Genomic DNA, 15,536 nt, shown 5'->3' with positions numbered 1-15,536 from the left:
TGTCACTATTGATTCCTTTTTTCACCAAGTAGTGTCGGTGGTCTTTTATAATCAACATTTCTACTCAGATAGATTAATTAGGCAATATCTTTAAATGTATTAATATTTTTGCAAAACAAGTACTTTCTTAGTAAGTTCATCAAATTGTTTGATATAATAATCAGCCTCCTGTAACAGTATTTTACTTATCTTATCCTCTTTTTTATCCAGATATTCTGTAAATACCGTTTTCATTCCCGCCCTTCTGGCCCCTGCTAATTCATCTTTTAATGTCTTTTGCATGAATTTCTCTAATTGTATGTAATATTTTTTCATCTACTTCGAATAAAGCTTTTTGCATTCTAGCTTGTCGTAAATTCAGTATTTCTATCATTTGTTTTTCACTTACTTTATAAGGCATGAAACGGATGATTTTATCAATAATTTCCCTTTCATCTTTAATTTCACCCAATGCACGTTCCTTGTATAATTCATCATTTTCCGCATAATGCTCCCACTCTTCTGCCGAAATTCCAACTACATCATATTCATTTTTTTCTGTGAAATATTGCGGATAAATCAAAGTAAAAAATAAATCAAAAAATACTGCTTTTATCATTTATGTAAGTTTTGCTGAGGGTGCTCTTTCTAAAAGCCCAAAGGATTTCATTTCATCTTTAAAAACATTTAGCTGCAAAGGATCTGTAACATAAAAAGAGGCAGAATCAGCATAGAAATCAATTTTATGCTGATGAAACACTTCTCTAACTGTCCCAAAGGGGATTAATTTCAAGCCCTACTTGTGATGAACCATTGAGGTTTGAAATACTGCAATATATAGGACTGATATTGGGTAGATCATTTAATTGCATCTTACAGTTATAAATATAAGTTAAATATAAATTTAGTAAAATGAAAATAAATATACAGATACTTACTGTGCTTATGCTTTTCCATTTATTTCGTTTCATATTGCATAGAACTATATGTAAATAAAACATACATCACATCCTTTTATTATTTTAAGCGGATACTTTTAACTACAAACATTCTTTTACATAAACTTGTCTATTTTATTATCTGTATTGAAACATAATATTGTTTATATATAAAATTATAACTGCATATTCCGGTCAATCTGCATGCCGATTCCGATAGCAACTGCATGGCACTTCCGACCGGTTCTGCACGCCTTTCCGCTTTAACTGCATAAATATTTTCAACGTGTTATAGTTCTTTCGTAGTCATAAAACAAACTACGAAAGGAGGCATGCAAATGCAAGACTACAACACTATTATTGGCGTGATTCAAATGCGCCAGAATAAGTGCTCAATCAGTGTGATCCAAGACCGATATCATATCGGCTCCGGAACGGTGCAGCTTATTCTAAAACGTTACAATGCTTCGGGTTTCGCCCTGGAGCAACTAAAATCCATGGAACCACCTGAGGTTGAGATGCTGTTTTATCCACCCGAGAACCTACAACGCAAAGACATCCAACTACCAGAATTCCAGCACTATTTCAATCGTATTCATTCCAAAGGAAGTAAGGTGAATGTATCTTACTGTTGGATGGAATACAAACAGGAACATCCTGATGGATACGAACAATCCCAGTTCTACGAACTTTATAACCGCTTCGTAGAACAAAACTTTGGAAAGCGTGATGTCAAGATGGCAGTGGAACGCGTTCCCGGAGAAAAAATGTACATCGATTGGGTCGGTGACCAACCAGAGCTATTAATGGATCCAGAAACCGGCGAAATACGGAAGGTACATTTATTCGTAACCACGATGGGACTTAGCAGCTATATCTATGCGGAAGCATTCTTAGATGAAAAGTTGCAAAGCTTCTCGACAGGAACGGTTCATGCACTTCAATTCTATGAAGGGATACCTAAGTATCTTGTTCCTGACAATTTAAAAGCTGCTGTTACAAAGCATACCAAGGATGAGCTGATTTTACAGTCTGCTTATTCTGATCTGGAAGATTTCTACGATACGATCGTACTCCCTCCACCGCCTCGAAAACCGAAAGGGAAACCTACCGTGGAGAATCACGTGCGCTATCTTGAAACCCATCTTGTAGAAAAACTCAAAGAGAACATTTATATCTCTTTGGAAGAGTTGAACGCTGACATACAAAAAATAGTAGCGACCCTCAACTCTAGGAAATTTCAAAACAAGAATTACTCAAGAGCCGACGCATTTGTAAAGTACGACAAACCGTGTATGAAACCACTGCCAGGCGGATGCTTCACGGTATGCGATTACAAAACAGTCACAAGAATTCCTGATAATTACCACATCGAGTATGACGATCACTACTATTCAGTAGTGTATACCCATTGTGGAAAACCTGCAATTATAAAGGCAACAGCATCAGAAATCCGTATCTGCGATGGATACAACAGATTGATCTGCAAACACAAACGGTCTTACAAGGACTTTCCCAAATACATCACAGAAGATAGTCATATGAGACCGGAACACCTTTACTACAAGGAAGTCAATGAAAAGGATGGTGCTTACTATAGGCGCTGGGCTTCAGTATTCGGACCTAACATGGAAGAATGCATTGATAGGCTACTGAAAGCTTCTAAACACGAGGAACAAGCCTATAATGCGTGTGCTGGGCTTCTTCATACGGTAAAAGAAATGCCGCATGGAATCGTAGAAGAAACAGCACGTCAGTGTATTCAAATGAACTCCTGCCGTTACAAAACATTTAAGCAGGTATTAAGTCGAATGCAAAGCAATCCGATTAGTCCAGGAGATCTTCCTGAACACGAAAACATCCGAGGAAAGGGCTTCTATAAGTAAGGTGAGAATTATGGCTTATACACAAAAAAACTATACATACAATGACAAGCTAAGCACTGATGAAAATCTGTTATTGGACAAACTATTTAAACTCCGCCTGTCCCACATGTCGGAGGCATTGGAGAAGCAGTTCCTTAACCCCAACACGGCACTCGAGGACTTTCATACCCGTATATCTGAGATTATTCACTATGAATGGGATCAGCGTCAGAACACAAAGTTCAACAAGCTACTTAAGAAAGCGTCCTTGAAATATCCGACTGCAGACTTTGATTCTGGTCTTTACGAATCAGATCGTATGCTGGATACTCACACCATTGAGTTACTACAAAAATGTGAATGGATTGACGAACCTAAAAATCTATTGATTACTGGTAGCGCTGGGGCAGGCAAAACTTATATCGCGAATGCACTATGCATTACCGCTTTACAACAGCTACGAACAGTAAAATATATCAGAGCCAATGCACTTCTTCTAGAAAGTGAAAAGGCACGTCAACTTGGTCATGCCTACGATTATACAAATCAGATGGCAGCTTATGACTTGCTGGTAATTGATGATTTCGGTCTTATGGAACTAAGCATGGATAAGTGCCGTGACCTCTTTGAAATCATTGAAACAAGAGATTGTAAAAAGGCAACAATGATTGTATCTCAGCTTCCCGTCATCAAGTGGTGGGACCTCTTCAAAGATAACACCTATGCGGATGCCTGCTTAAGCAGGATGACATCTAAGGCGTACCGCCTTGAGTGCAATGGAAGAGACATGAGAAAGTAACAAAATCTACAACGTGCAGTTTGAAGCGGAATAGCATGCCGTCCCTTCGGGACGGTTATGCTGTTTGGCTGGAATATGCAATTATAACCATATATGATGTATATTTATAATAAACTTAATCTAATATTTTTTACATTATTATATGTTTTTCTCTAATTTAATGCCTTTTTAATACCTTTTATAAAAAAGGTACTTTATCCTTCTATTCAGGTATTTATAAGAATTTTGAGAACGTTCTAAATAAAATACTTTTTTTCAAGTTATCTTATACAACAAATAAGGGCGCAGGAAAATTTCCTGCGCCCTTATCGTATCCTAATTAGCCAAATAGTACTTCATTTACAACTCTTTCCAAATATTCCTGTCTACCGCTACCCGGTAATTGGGGAGCTCCCATTTCCTCTGCATAGGCAGCCAGCTCCGCAAGGCTGGTTTCACCTTTACGGATCTTTTCACCGATTCCGGATTCATAACTGGAGTAACGCTCTTTTACGAACGCATCAATGCGTCCATCTTCAATCATAGCTGCTGCTTTCAAAAGGCCCAGAGCAAAGGTATCCATACCGAGGATAAAGGCTTCAAACATATCCTGGTGGGTATAACTGGGACGACGTGTCTTGGAATCAAAGTTAAAGCCTCCGTATTTCAGTCCGCCCGCTTTAATTACTTCGTACATACACATGGTAGTATCATATACATTGAAGGGGAATTCATCAGTATCCCATCCCAATAGCAAGTCGCCGGTATTAGCATCTACGCTTCCCAACATATCGTTGATAGCGGCAATACGTAAATCATGCTGGAAGCTATGTCCTGCCAATGTAGCGTGGTTAGCTTCGATATTCAACTTAAAATCTTTATCCAATCCATATTGGCGTAAGAAACCAATAGATGTAGCAGCATCAAAGTCGTATTGGTGCTTCATAGGTTCCTTCGGTTTAGGCTCAATCCAGAACTCACCGGTGAAGCCTATACTTCGTCCATACTCTACTGCCATTTTCATCAGTTTAGCAATGTTTTCTTGTTCGAACTTCACGTCTGTATTTAGAAGAGTTTCATAGCCTTCACGTCCACCCCAGAATACATAACCGCGCCCGCCTAATTTTACAGTCAATTCCAATGCTTTTTTCACTTGTGCTGCAGCAAAACAGAATACATCCGCAGAATTGGAACTGCCGGCACCGTTCATAAAACGGGGATTAGAGAACATATTGGCGGTTCCCCAAAGGCATTTAATACCGGTTTCTTTCATCTTCACCGAAATATAATCGGTAATCTCATCAAGACGTCTATTCGTTTCTTTCAGATCATCTGCTTCCGGCACGAGATCAACATCGTGGAAACAGAAATATTCAATGCCCAGCTTCTGCATGAACTCGAAGCCGGCATCCACTTTTGCTCTCGCATGTTCCATTGTTCCCGGCTCTGCGCCAAAACCCTTATCCGTTGTATTACGGCCGAACATATCGGATCCGCCTGCACATAGATTGTGCCACCATGCCATAGCAAAGGGCATCCATTCTTTCATAGGTTTACCTAAAACCACTTGATCTTTGTTGTAATGATGAAAGGCCAATGGATTTTTACTACCGGCACCTTCATATTTAATGCTACCAATACCTTTAAACAATTCAGACATTTTATTTTCCTCCTTTTTTATTAGTATAACAATTATTGCATCCATCATTTAAGTTCTATCTTATTTCAATAGTCCAATTATCTCCATTTTTAACATACATGAATTTATCTTTAAAAAAGTGTGTTTTCTTCATTATACAAAATTTAAATTAGGAAGTCCATACTTTCTCGATATGAATACCATACATTTCCATTAATAAACCCTCCCGAACATAATCGTCCGAGAGGGTTTGATAAAATTTTATAATTTAGAAGGTTCACATTTATTTTCACGAATGAATATTTAAAGCATATAACTTTTTAAAACATTGTGATCTTTCAATACTTTTTCAATGACCGTTCCTTTTATAAAATGAATGATCGGTTTCTTCAATACATTCAGCGGCCCCGGTAATTCTATTTCCAATGGAGATTTTCCATCCATCAATTTAACGCTGCTATCGAGTAACTCTCTGATATCGTATACACTACCCCAGACTTCGGGAACTCCTCTGTCAACGCCAAGTAATCCATATACTGCTTCCATTGCTGTTCTTACCGAATACTCCGTTGTAAACACGGTATCCCGTGGGGTTTCTGCAAACTGTCCAAGAAAAGCAAAATTAACACAGCCTTCCGGAATGACATCCGGCCTGTCTCCTTTGGTTCTTGGCATGAAAAATGCGGTAATATAAGGCATCATAGTCGGAACAGAAATAGCACTCTTTTCGGCCAGCTCATCAATTTGATCAACGGGGACACCTATGTGGTATAACCATTCTTTTGTTATTTCCTTCCCGGTACAGTCCTTCATTTGTTTTTTCACATAATCTCCGGGAACATCCGTAAATAACCCATATACCCATACACATATTTTATCTTTATCTTGCCCTTTAAACTGTCCTTGTCGGTTAATGGTCCAGCTTAGAAGCCAGGAAGAATCTATACAGCTTACAATACCACCGGTTACAACTTTTCCGCTTTTAGGATCTCTCTTACATATATTGCTTATATAAGGCAATATTTTATCATCTACTGTCGTAATTGTTGCTGATTCCCAATTTGTCTTCTCGATATCCGAGCAAAACTTTTCCGGATGTCCAAAAGAAGGATCCTGTCTTGCTATGTTTTTCCATAAGTTCCAACTTCCGCTCGTTCTTACTTCCGCATCCCCTTTGGGCGCATGATTTTGGTCTCCGTAAACAGTATCTTCGGTACAGCTTCCGTTAGTAACAAATACTAAGTCATTTTCTGTAAGAACAACCTTCTTCTCTACTCCCTTTACTTTACATTCAATTGTTTTAGCAACTTTCTTATCTTTCGAAATTTCAAAAATCACATTAGTGACTTCTGTATTAAATTCAAAATCAACACCTGCCTCTTCAAGATATTTCTGCATAGGTAGAATTAGTGATTCATATTGATTATATTTTGTAAATTTTAATGCGCTAAAGTCGGGTAATCCCGCAATATGGTGAATGAATCTTTGGAAATACAGTTTCATCTCCAACGCACTATGCCAGTTTTCAAAAGCAAACATCGTCCTCCAATAAAGCCAGAAATTGGAGTCAAACACTTCTTCATCAAATACATCTTCTATGGTTTTATCATATAAGTCTTCATCTTTTGTCATGAAAAGCTTCATGATTTCCATACACCCCTTTTGGCTTAAGTTAAATTTTCCGTCTGTATGTGCATCGATACCTCGATTTTTTGTGGCACGGCACAAGGAATAGTTCGGATCTTCTTTGTTTAACCAATAAAATTCATCCAATACAGACACTCCCGGAGTTTCGAGGGACGGAATGCTGCGAAACAAATCCCACAGGCACTCGAAATGATTTTCCATTTCACGGCCGCCTCTCATAACATATCCTCTGGTCGGGTCTTCAATTCCATCACATGCCCCACCCGCAATATCCATTGCCTCGAGGATATGAATATGAGATCCTTGCATTTTCCCATCACGAACGAGAAAACAAGCTGTTGCAAGGGCAGCCAATCCGCTACCGACAATGTATGCTTCTTTTTCATCTACACCATCCGGCTTTTTGGGTGTTGCAAATGCTTCATAATTACCATTAGTATAGTAAATACCTTTGCTGTTCTTTTCATGTTTACCACGCTCTGTATTACGGTAGCTAGAATCTACAGGAACTTGTGCGGTTTTCTTTTTTTTATTACTTCCCTTTTCCTTGTTTTTTACAACCAGCGTGGCCGCGCCTGCACCGGCCGCCGCCAATGTGGCCAACCCTACCTTTGTCTTCATATTGGACATAAATTAACCTGCCTTTCATCAATCATTAAAGTTATTATCTACAGCTTTTTGAAAGTTATCTAATCAACTTTTATTTATATTAAGTCCTTTTTTATCACTTATCAATTTACAAAACAGGCAGAATGATAAAAAAACTTATCATTCTGCCTACTTTGATAAAAATTTATTGAATTTATCTCATATCAATAACGCATTGCTATAAAATTTTGAACGGAATTTGATATATTTCCATTAAGCATAATACTCACCTTATCAACAATTACATCCGGATCCTCCTTCATTCCTTTTTTAATCCAATCCAACATGATTCCGACAAAACTATATTTATAAAACTCCGCTATAAATTTCATGTCTTCCTCAGGAAGCGATGTATCTTGCGCCTGTTCCTTAACAACATTTTCTAAAAGCCCATATGTCAACTGGTATAAATAACTTTCTATTTGTTCTCTGCTCACAGAATGATAAACATTTAAAATAAAAGGTTTATTGGCTAAAACGGCTTCAAATATCTGTAACAATCCTTCCTGCCAGGTATCATACGTTTTCTTTCCTTGCAATGCTCTTTTACCATCTTCTACGCAACACCATTCCACCAGATCATAGATATCTTTAAAATGGTAGTAAAATGACATTCTGCTAATTCTGCAATCACTCGTTAGATCATTAATAGTAATCTTGTCAAATGGCTTTTTCAGTAATAGTTTTTTCAAGGATTCTTCTAAATCTGCTTTTGTAGAATTTGACATAATTCCCTTCCTTTCTGCCAATATCTGTTTGATTTATTGCCTGCCAGTTAATAGATTGATATCATATTCTCACCCTGTATACACTACAGTCAAGGGATCTGTCCAAAAAACCATATTCGATTAACGCTCTGCGTATCGTGGGAAAATCCTCATAAATTCTTTCCAGAATTCTATTCACTTCGATTTCACTATATTCTTGTTCCGGCTTAAAATTCTTCGTAATTTCTCTTAATAAAATGATTTTCTTTTTTTCCTTTGCAGGGAATTGCTTTATCGCCCCCGCTTCATCCATATAAGTTTTGAGTGTTTTTTCTCTTTCCTCGGCGGTAATATTATATCTATCATCCACCATCGTTGCGGCAGCATGAAGTTCTTCTATCATACCGGTATCCGCCTGATTGATGGATCGGTTCGTTTTCTCTTCCAGAGAGTTCATGAGAGCTAAGAATACCTTTGCCTGCTTTTCCTTCTCCCTTAACTTAAATCGGTGATTTCTAACCGTAGACAATGCAATTCCGATGTTCTGTGCAATTTCTTTATCGTTCATGCCTTCCGACATCAGCTTTAATATTTGCCTCTGTATCTGCGTGATTCCACAGACCGAGGGTTCCATATCCAAAATATAATCGACGGTAATTCCGTGTTCCTTTTCATGATGATCGGTAACCGATCCAAACGCATCGTATAGTACCCCTTCCCTTTGAAATATAAGACCTTTCTTAAATTCTTCACCACATACGGTACATAAATAGGATTCTTTCCCTTCTCTATATCCAACTACAAGTTCTTCCACTGTAAAATCCCACAAATTATGTTTCTCGTTCATATGTTAGCCCTCTCTCTTTTCCTTATTATTCGCAATATTTTATGCAATATTTTGATTTTCTTAATCTACATTATATACCACATTTTATTTATTGTCCATATAATTGCAAACATTATTAATAATTGACTACATATCAGCAATCACATTTAAATATAATCTATTATTTTTTGTTTTTTCTATAAATGCCAGGCTTTGTTACATTAAGATATAAAAGTTTATACTTTAATGTAACAAGGTGTTTCCTATAGAATTAAAAAGCCCACAGGCTCAGAAAACCCATGGGCTAAAATTGTCATATGCATTTTATTTTGAGAATTTATTTCCCGGCAGCTCTGTTATTTTCGAGGCTTTTAACAAATTGAACGATTAAGTCGGCAGTACCCTCAAGGCCTAAAACACTGCTATTAATACATAAATCGTAACTATCGGCGCGTCCCCATTTCTTCGAGGAGTAATAATTGTAATAGCTTTGGCGCTGTTTATCTTTCTTAACTATCATATCTTTCGCCTTTGCTTCCGTTAAATCATACTTGTTCATAATGCGCTTCACCTTGACATCTTCATCACCATAAATAAACAGATTAACGCAATTTTTATAATCGCTAAGTGCATAGTCCGCACAGCGTCCGACTATAACACAAGGACCTTCATCCGCTATCTTCTTAATTGTATTAAACTGGGCAAGAAATACTTTATGGCTGATAGGCATATCTACAAATGAGGATGCGTTATAACCGAACGAATAGGTATCCATTACCAGATTATAAAGAAAGGAGTTTGTAGGCCTCTCATCGTGCGTCTGTATCATCTCCTCACAAAAACCGCTTTCCTGAGCTGCCCTTGTAAGAAGCTGTTTGTCATAGCACGGAATGCCGAACTGCTTCGCCACATGTTCTCCTATCTCTCTTCCTGCAGAGCCAAATTGCCTCGCTATTGTAATAATTGTATCCATACCAATTCTCCTCTCATTCCTGTGACCGAAAAATTAAATACTTCATAGATCTTCTCAATCACCTTTTATATATATTATACATAAATAATCATTATAATTCAATAAAATATGTTACTGTTCACAACTCCGCTATGTCCAGCAACAAAAATGCACACAAGATGCAATAAAACTACATTTTGGCGTCCTCACTATTACATTTATAAAATATGAAGAAGATGCCGGAAATAATCAGGTAAGGGAGCATCCGTTTCAATATATGACAGACTACGCGGATGTATAAAGCCGAGCATCTTCGCATGCAGACATTGTCCCTCTAATTTAAACGGAGATTTCCTGCCTTCGGCATAGACTTCATCGCCGAGAAGAGGATGACCTATACTCGCCATATGAACGCGAATCTGATGGGTTCTACCTGTTTCCAGAATACATTCGATATAGCTATATCCTTTGAAGCGCTCAAGCACCCGATAATGTGTCACCGCATGCTTCCCATTCTTTTCATTGATTGCCATCTTTTTACGGTCTACCGGATGCCTTCCAATAGGAGCATTAATACTGCCTTCATCTTCTGCGAAAGTACCATAACATATTGCATGGTACTTTCGTATTACGGAATGTTCCTTTAATTGAGCTGCAATATGATTATGGGAATAATCGTTCTTACAAATAATAACAGAGCCTGTGGTATCCTTATCGATTCTATGGACAATGCCGGGACGCATAATACCGTTAATACCGGATAATTCTCCCCGGCAATGAAACATAACCGCATTCACAAGTGTATGGCTGTGATGCCCTGCCGCCGGATGGACTACCATATTTTTCGGCTTATTGACAACAAGTACATCTTCATCCTCATACAGAATCTCAAGCGGAATATCTTCCGGTAAAATATCGGGTTCCTCCGCAGAGGGCAGTTCGAGATATATTTCATCATCGGCCTTCACCCGATAATTCGCCTTCACTACGGTACGATTTACGGTAACTTGTCCGTCTTTTAATAATTTCTGTATATAAGAACGTGACAAAGAATCCATAAGCATACTTAAACACTTATCGATTCTCTCATCTTCCATTTCTTCTGTTACTCGAAAGCAAAACTGTCTGGTATCCTTATCCATCTATTTCGATTCCCTATACTTATTCTGTTTGAAATTGAGAAAACTTAAGTCCTCTTCCTTATAATAAAATAAAAATAATATACAAAGGATAATGGACGCCGTCGTTACATACATATCGGCAACATTAAAGATAGGAAAATTAATATAGGAAAAATAAATGAAATCTACTACATAGTCTAATCGAATACGGTCTATCATATTTCCAATGGCGCCTCCTGCAATGGTCACGAGAAGAATGTGAAGCACCGTATACTTTCTTCCATAAGGAGACTGATACAACACGTAACAGATAGCACACAGAAAAATAATGCCCACAAATAAAAATAATGCTTTTTGATTCTGCAAAAGCCCAAATGCAGCCCCTTTATTCTCCAAATAACGAAACTCTAAAACGCCATCTATGGCCTGAAATACCGTCCCATCTTTTAATTTCAAAACTGCAAAATACTTGCTTACTTGATCCACTACAATCAAAATGGCAAGAAAAAGTAAATCAAACGCAGCCAACATCTTTTTTCCCTGCCCCATTCGATAATTGTCCTTTCTATCTACTCCTTCATATCATCTTCGGTGAAAACAATCTCTCTTACCGCATTTATAATATCTTCCTCTGTCACACTCGTATCCACTATCGCTTTTCCCACCTTCTTAAGCAGTATAAACTTGAGCTTTCCGGCATCCATTTTCTTATCCGTTTTCGTAAGTGCTGCAATTTCCCGGGCATCGATATCCTCTACTGAAATAGGAAGATTGAAAGGGACGAACATATCGCGAATCTCATAATATTCTTCCATCGTAAGAAGTTCATGTTTCCAAGAAATGAAGGCGGCGGCCACGCAGCCGAGCGCCACGCATTCTCCATGATACAGTTCGAAATTCTTCGCCTTTTCTATCGCATGTCCAATCGTATGGCCCAAGTTTAACAAGGCTCTATCCCCTTTTTCCATCGGGTCCTTTTCTACGATCATCTTTTTAATTGAACTACTTCTCATCACCATTTCTTCTAATACGGAAGGCTCTCTTTCACATATTTCATACATATTTTCAAGCAGCCATTCATAGAAAATATGATCACGAATCAAGCCATGCTTCATAATTTCTGCAAATCCGGAAAAATACTGCCTTTCTTCCAAAGTTTTTAAAGAGGAAACATTCATATACACTAGCTTAGGCATATGAAAAGCTCCTACCATATTCTTAAAGCCATCGAAGTCAACCCCGGTCTTTCCGCCAATGCTGCTGTCAGCCTGTGACAATAAGGTCGTAGGTATCTGTATAAAGTCAATTCCTCTTAAATAAGTAGCCGCTGCGAATCCTGTTAAATCTCCAACCACCCCGCCTCCGAGCGCAATAAGTAAATCACCTCTGTCAAAACCTTCTTCAATAAGAAAAGTATAGACCTTCCTTGCAGTATCTAAGGTTTTACTCTGTTCGCCGGAAGGAAAAGAGAAAATAACTGCCTTCTTACACTTATCCTTTATGATTTCGAAAACGCTCTGCGCATATAATGCTTCTACAGAAGAGTCTGTAACAATACAAAGACGGCGTTCCTTAATTCCTAGATCTTCCAATTCACAGCCAAGTTCTTCGAAGCTCTGTGAAAATACAATATCATAACAAGGTTTTTTCTCATAATTAATGGTCATTCTTTGCGCCATAGTCGCATCCTCCGAATAGTTATGTTCTTTATATAAAAACTTCCCTCGTTGTCAGGGAAGTCTTTACTTTACTTATTGATAGGAACATCGAATGCTCCTGATAAAAGTTCCTGAAAATCACCGGAAATATCAACACTTGCCGGGGTAATGATAAATATGTAATGGGATATCTTCTGAAGATTTCCGCTCATTGCAAAACAGGAACCGGAAGTAAAATCGATAATCCGTTGTGCAATATCCACATCCAATCCTTCCAAATTAAGAACCACTGTCCGATTGGCAAGCAAAGTTTCCGTAATTTCTCTCGCATCCTCTACCGTTGTCGGTTTAATAACACATACTTCCATGCCAGCTCCCCCTAACTTGCGAGGCTGTCTCGCCATTGGTGTAATCTTAGGAGCAGTCTTTTTCGTAGTCGCATCCTCTATAGGGATAGGCTCTTCCTTCTGCATCATCACTTTTTTCGGGGCTTCTTCTGTATCATCATAGTAATCTTCATCATAATAATCTTCATCTTCATCATTTAATTTCATATAATTTAGAAACTTATCCATTACTCCCATTATTAAAAATCTCCTTAACCATTATAATGCCTGCTACCAAATATGCCTGTCCCCACACGGGCATAAGTTGCCCCTTCCTCAACTGCGACCTCATAATCGCCCGTCATACCCATTGATAAAACATTCATATTAACATTATCATTGTTTTTTTCCATTATGTCAACAGATAATTGCCGTAAGCCGGCAAAGTATCGCCTGTTTTCCTCAGGATTTTCAACATATGGAGCTATCGTCATCAACCCTTCGACCTTAATCGACGGCAGCTTTGCAATGCTTTCAATTAGGGCTGCAGCCTCATCTTTTGCCACCCCGAACTTTGTCTCTTCCTGAGCGATATTTACTTCAATAAGGATATGGGCGATGACATTTTTCTTCACTGCTTCTTTACTAATTTCCTCCGCTAATTTTAAGGAATCCACGCTATGGATAAGAGCGACCTTGTCGATAATATACTTCACTTTATTTCTCTGGAGATGACCTATCATATGCCACTTAATATCCTTTGGCATCTGCTCATATTTTTCCACAAGCTCCTGTACTTTATTTTCGCCAAAGTGCCGGCATCCACATTCATATGCCTCTAAGAGCACAGATACCGGCATCGTTTTACTTACTGCAATCAGTTGTACTTCCTCAGGTGCACGTTCTGCCTTCCGGCAAGCTATCTGTATCTTCTTTTCAACTATCATTAAGTTATCATGTATCTCTTTTTTACTCATAGATTAACTCATCCTCGCTAACCGATCCTGCATCCAAAACAATGTAGTCGTACACATTTAATCCATATGCTGTATTGGATTGTACGATGGAATATTCATCATTGCTGTACAAGATATTAATCTGTTTGAAATCTGCATATCCTTTATTAATGTTATACACACCAATTAAGCTTCCACGCTTACTTATGGCGTATTTCTCCATCCCTTCAGGAAGAACGAGATAATCGCCGATTCGGAGTGTAGCATCATCCACATAGTATTCATCGTCTTCCTCATTATAAATAGTAGTCTCAATAAATTCCGTCGTCGCTGTCCCATCCTCTGTATAAGCTTCTCTCAATACGCCATCCACATTGCTGTTACCACCCTTTGTGATAAAGCGTTTAGGAACGATAAAGAACTCCTTTTCCACAACGGAGGAATTAGGAATCTTTAGCCCTTGTTCATCCGCTAAAATTAACTCTATATCTACAAATCGGTCGGTACAGAAGGTAATCATAGAGTTGGTAAAAGTAAGTTTTACAAAAATATCTCCCGCTTCGTTCGTATAGGAATCTACTTTGCCCCAGGAAGTTTCCTGATTTTTCAAAAAGCGTACCTTCACATATTCGGCTTCTAAAAGTTCCATCTCCCTGTCCTTATCCACTTCGATAACAAGAGACCAGTCTTCGTTCGTAGACAGCTTATAAACAGGATCGCCTACCGCAACCAAATCATTACCGATTAACTGATTCTTTTCATAGTCCTTCGGTGCAATCAGTTCCTTGGTCATCTGTTCCAACGTCAATGTCTCATAACCATCTGTGGAGTAAACAACGATGCCTGAAATAGGCGAAATACATTGCTTTACCAGCCCCGCAAGACCGGAAGCATCAATAGCATCGATACTTTCCAGAATATTATAATTAGCAAGTTTTAAAACAGTACCTTGCATATTATATTTGAAATCATAGGTGGACGAAAAATTCTTCGGCTCAAAGGTGCTCGCAAATCCTACGATTTCTGTTTTTAGTTCAGAAAGGTCCGTTTGAGACAGGGAATTCTCGCCCGATGAGCCCGACTGAATATAATCAGCAAGTTTACCGGATTCATCCACGGCATATACGAGGTCCCCGGCTGCAACCTTTCCCCCTTCTCTGGCAAAATAGTTGATATAGCCGGCATCTTCAGCCGTTATAACGGTCTCGTCTCTAAGAGCTACCGCTTTATAAATATTATTGGTAGATAAAGAGCCCGCCTTCACCTCATAAGCTATGATATGCTTAGAAGTCATATACATAAAGATACAAATAACAATATAAATGAAAATAACGGCAAAAATAATCATTCCGATATTGAGATTTAACGGTTTTCTGTATTTGGTTATCTTATTAGAAGTTTGATTCGCCAATTCCAATCCTCCCAAGTCTTCCAGCATACCACAGGAAAAGCCCCGGTAATGTATCCGAGGCCTGTTTTAAAATTCTTTGTAACTA

Annotated in this window: 15 protein-coding genes; 2 read left to right on the top strand and 13 right to left on the bottom strand. The window is 38.3% G+C overall.

Going from position 1 to position 15,536, the window contains the following annotated elements:
- Nucleotides 1-99: 99 nt before the first annotated feature.
- On the bottom strand, nt 100-282 hold the full coding sequence (locus tag RBB56_RS00410; RefSeq protein ID WP_306720412.1) for a hypothetical protein: 183 nt from the start codon (nt 280-282) through the stop codon (nt 100-102).
- Entirely contained in the window at nt 260-598 is a 339-nt protein-coding gene (locus RBB56_RS00405) for a hypothetical protein (RefSeq protein ID WP_306720411.1), read from the bottom strand. The genes RBB56_RS00410 and RBB56_RS00405 overlap by 23 nt, the downstream gene beginning before the upstream one ends.
- A gap of 657 nt (nt 599-1,255) precedes the next feature.
- Here RBB56_RS00405 and istA point away from each other — a divergent pair.
- Both istA and RBB56_RS00395 read left to right on the top strand, forming a co-directional pair.
- Nucleotides 1,256-2,803, top strand: coding sequence for an IS21 family transposase (istA, locus tag RBB56_RS00400; protein ID WP_306719960.1), 1,548 nt, complete (start codon nt 1,256-1,258; stop codon nt 2,801-2,803).
- A gap of 10 nt (nt 2,804-2,813) precedes the next feature.
- Nucleotides 2,814-3,581, top strand: a complete 768-nt coding sequence (locus RBB56_RS00395) for an ATP-binding protein (RefSeq protein ID WP_306720410.1) — start codon at nt 2,814-2,816, stop codon at nt 3,579-3,581.
- A 319-nt stretch (nt 3,582-3,900) separates the two neighbouring features.
- On the opposite strand, the gene xylA is transcribed toward RBB56_RS00395, so the two are convergent.
- The 11 genes from xylA to RBB56_RS00340 all read right to left on the bottom strand — a co-directional run bounded on the left by xylA (nt 3,901) and on the right by RBB56_RS00340 (nt 15,451).
- The gene (gene xylA, locus RBB56_RS00390) at nt 3,901-5,220 is read right to left on the bottom strand and encodes a xylose isomerase (protein ID WP_306720409.1); all 1,320 of its coding nucleotides are present in this window, start codon (nt 5,218-5,220) and stop codon (nt 3,901-3,903) included.
- A 282-nt stretch (nt 5,221-5,502) separates the two neighbouring features.
- Complete coding sequence (locus RBB56_RS00385; RefSeq protein WP_306720408.1) at nt 5,503-7,476, bottom strand: oleate hydratase; 1,974 nt, start codon at nt 7,474-7,476, stop codon at nt 5,503-5,505.
- 182 nt (nt 7,477-7,658) lie between these two features.
- Nucleotides 7,659-8,222, bottom strand: coding sequence for a TetR-like C-terminal domain-containing protein (locus RBB56_RS00380; protein ID WP_306722053.1), 564 nt, complete (start codon nt 8,220-8,222; stop codon nt 7,659-7,661).
- A gap of 61 nt (nt 8,223-8,283) precedes the next feature.
- Entirely contained in the window at nt 8,284-9,048 is a 765-nt protein-coding gene (locus RBB56_RS00375; RefSeq protein ID WP_306720407.1) for a DUF2087 domain-containing protein, read from the bottom strand.
- Between the two features lie 316 nt (nt 9,049-9,364).
- Nucleotides 9,365-10,000 (bottom strand): cytidylate kinase-like family protein, encoded by a 636-nt coding sequence (locus tag RBB56_RS00370; RefSeq protein ID WP_306720406.1) that lies wholly within the window; start codon nt 9,998-10,000, stop codon nt 9,365-9,367.
- A gap of 197 nt (nt 10,001-10,197) precedes the next feature.
- Nucleotides 10,198-11,121 (bottom strand): RluA family pseudouridine synthase, encoded by a 924-nt coding sequence (locus RBB56_RS00365; RefSeq protein WP_306720405.1) that lies wholly within the window; start codon nt 11,119-11,121, stop codon nt 10,198-10,200.
- Entirely contained in the window at nt 11,122-11,649 is a 528-nt protein-coding gene (gene lspA, locus RBB56_RS00360) for a signal peptidase II (RefSeq protein ID WP_306720404.1), read from the bottom strand.
- 20 nt (nt 11,650-11,669) lie between these two features.
- The gene (aroB, locus tag RBB56_RS00355; RefSeq protein WP_306720403.1) at nt 11,670-12,779 is read right to left on the bottom strand and encodes a 3-dehydroquinate synthase; all 1,110 of its coding nucleotides are present in this window, start codon (nt 12,777-12,779) and stop codon (nt 11,670-11,672) included.
- 68 nt (nt 12,780-12,847) lie between these two features.
- Nucleotides 12,848-13,342, bottom strand: coding sequence for a cell division protein SepF (locus RBB56_RS00350; RefSeq protein WP_306720402.1), 495 nt, complete (start codon nt 13,340-13,342; stop codon nt 12,848-12,850).
- 14 nt (nt 13,343-13,356) lie between these two features.
- The gene (locus RBB56_RS00345) at nt 13,357-14,061 is read right to left on the bottom strand and encodes a YggS family pyridoxal phosphate-dependent enzyme (RefSeq protein ID WP_306720401.1); all 705 of its coding nucleotides are present in this window, start codon (nt 14,059-14,061) and stop codon (nt 13,357-13,359) included.
- Nucleotides 14,054-15,451, bottom strand: a complete 1,398-nt coding sequence (locus RBB56_RS00340; RefSeq protein WP_306720400.1) for an HlyD family efflux transporter periplasmic adaptor subunit — start codon at nt 15,449-15,451, stop codon at nt 14,054-14,056. Before RBB56_RS00340 ends, RBB56_RS00345 begins: the two co-directional genes overlap by 8 nt.
- Between the last annotated feature and the right edge of the window lie 85 nt (nt 15,452-15,536).

The sequence above is a fragment of the Kineothrix sp. MB12-C1 genome (assembly GCF_030863805.1).
Classification (GTDB): domain Bacteria; phylum Bacillota; class Clostridia; order Lachnospirales; family Lachnospiraceae; genus Kineothrix.
This window is presented reverse-complemented; position numbering and strand designations above follow the sequence as displayed.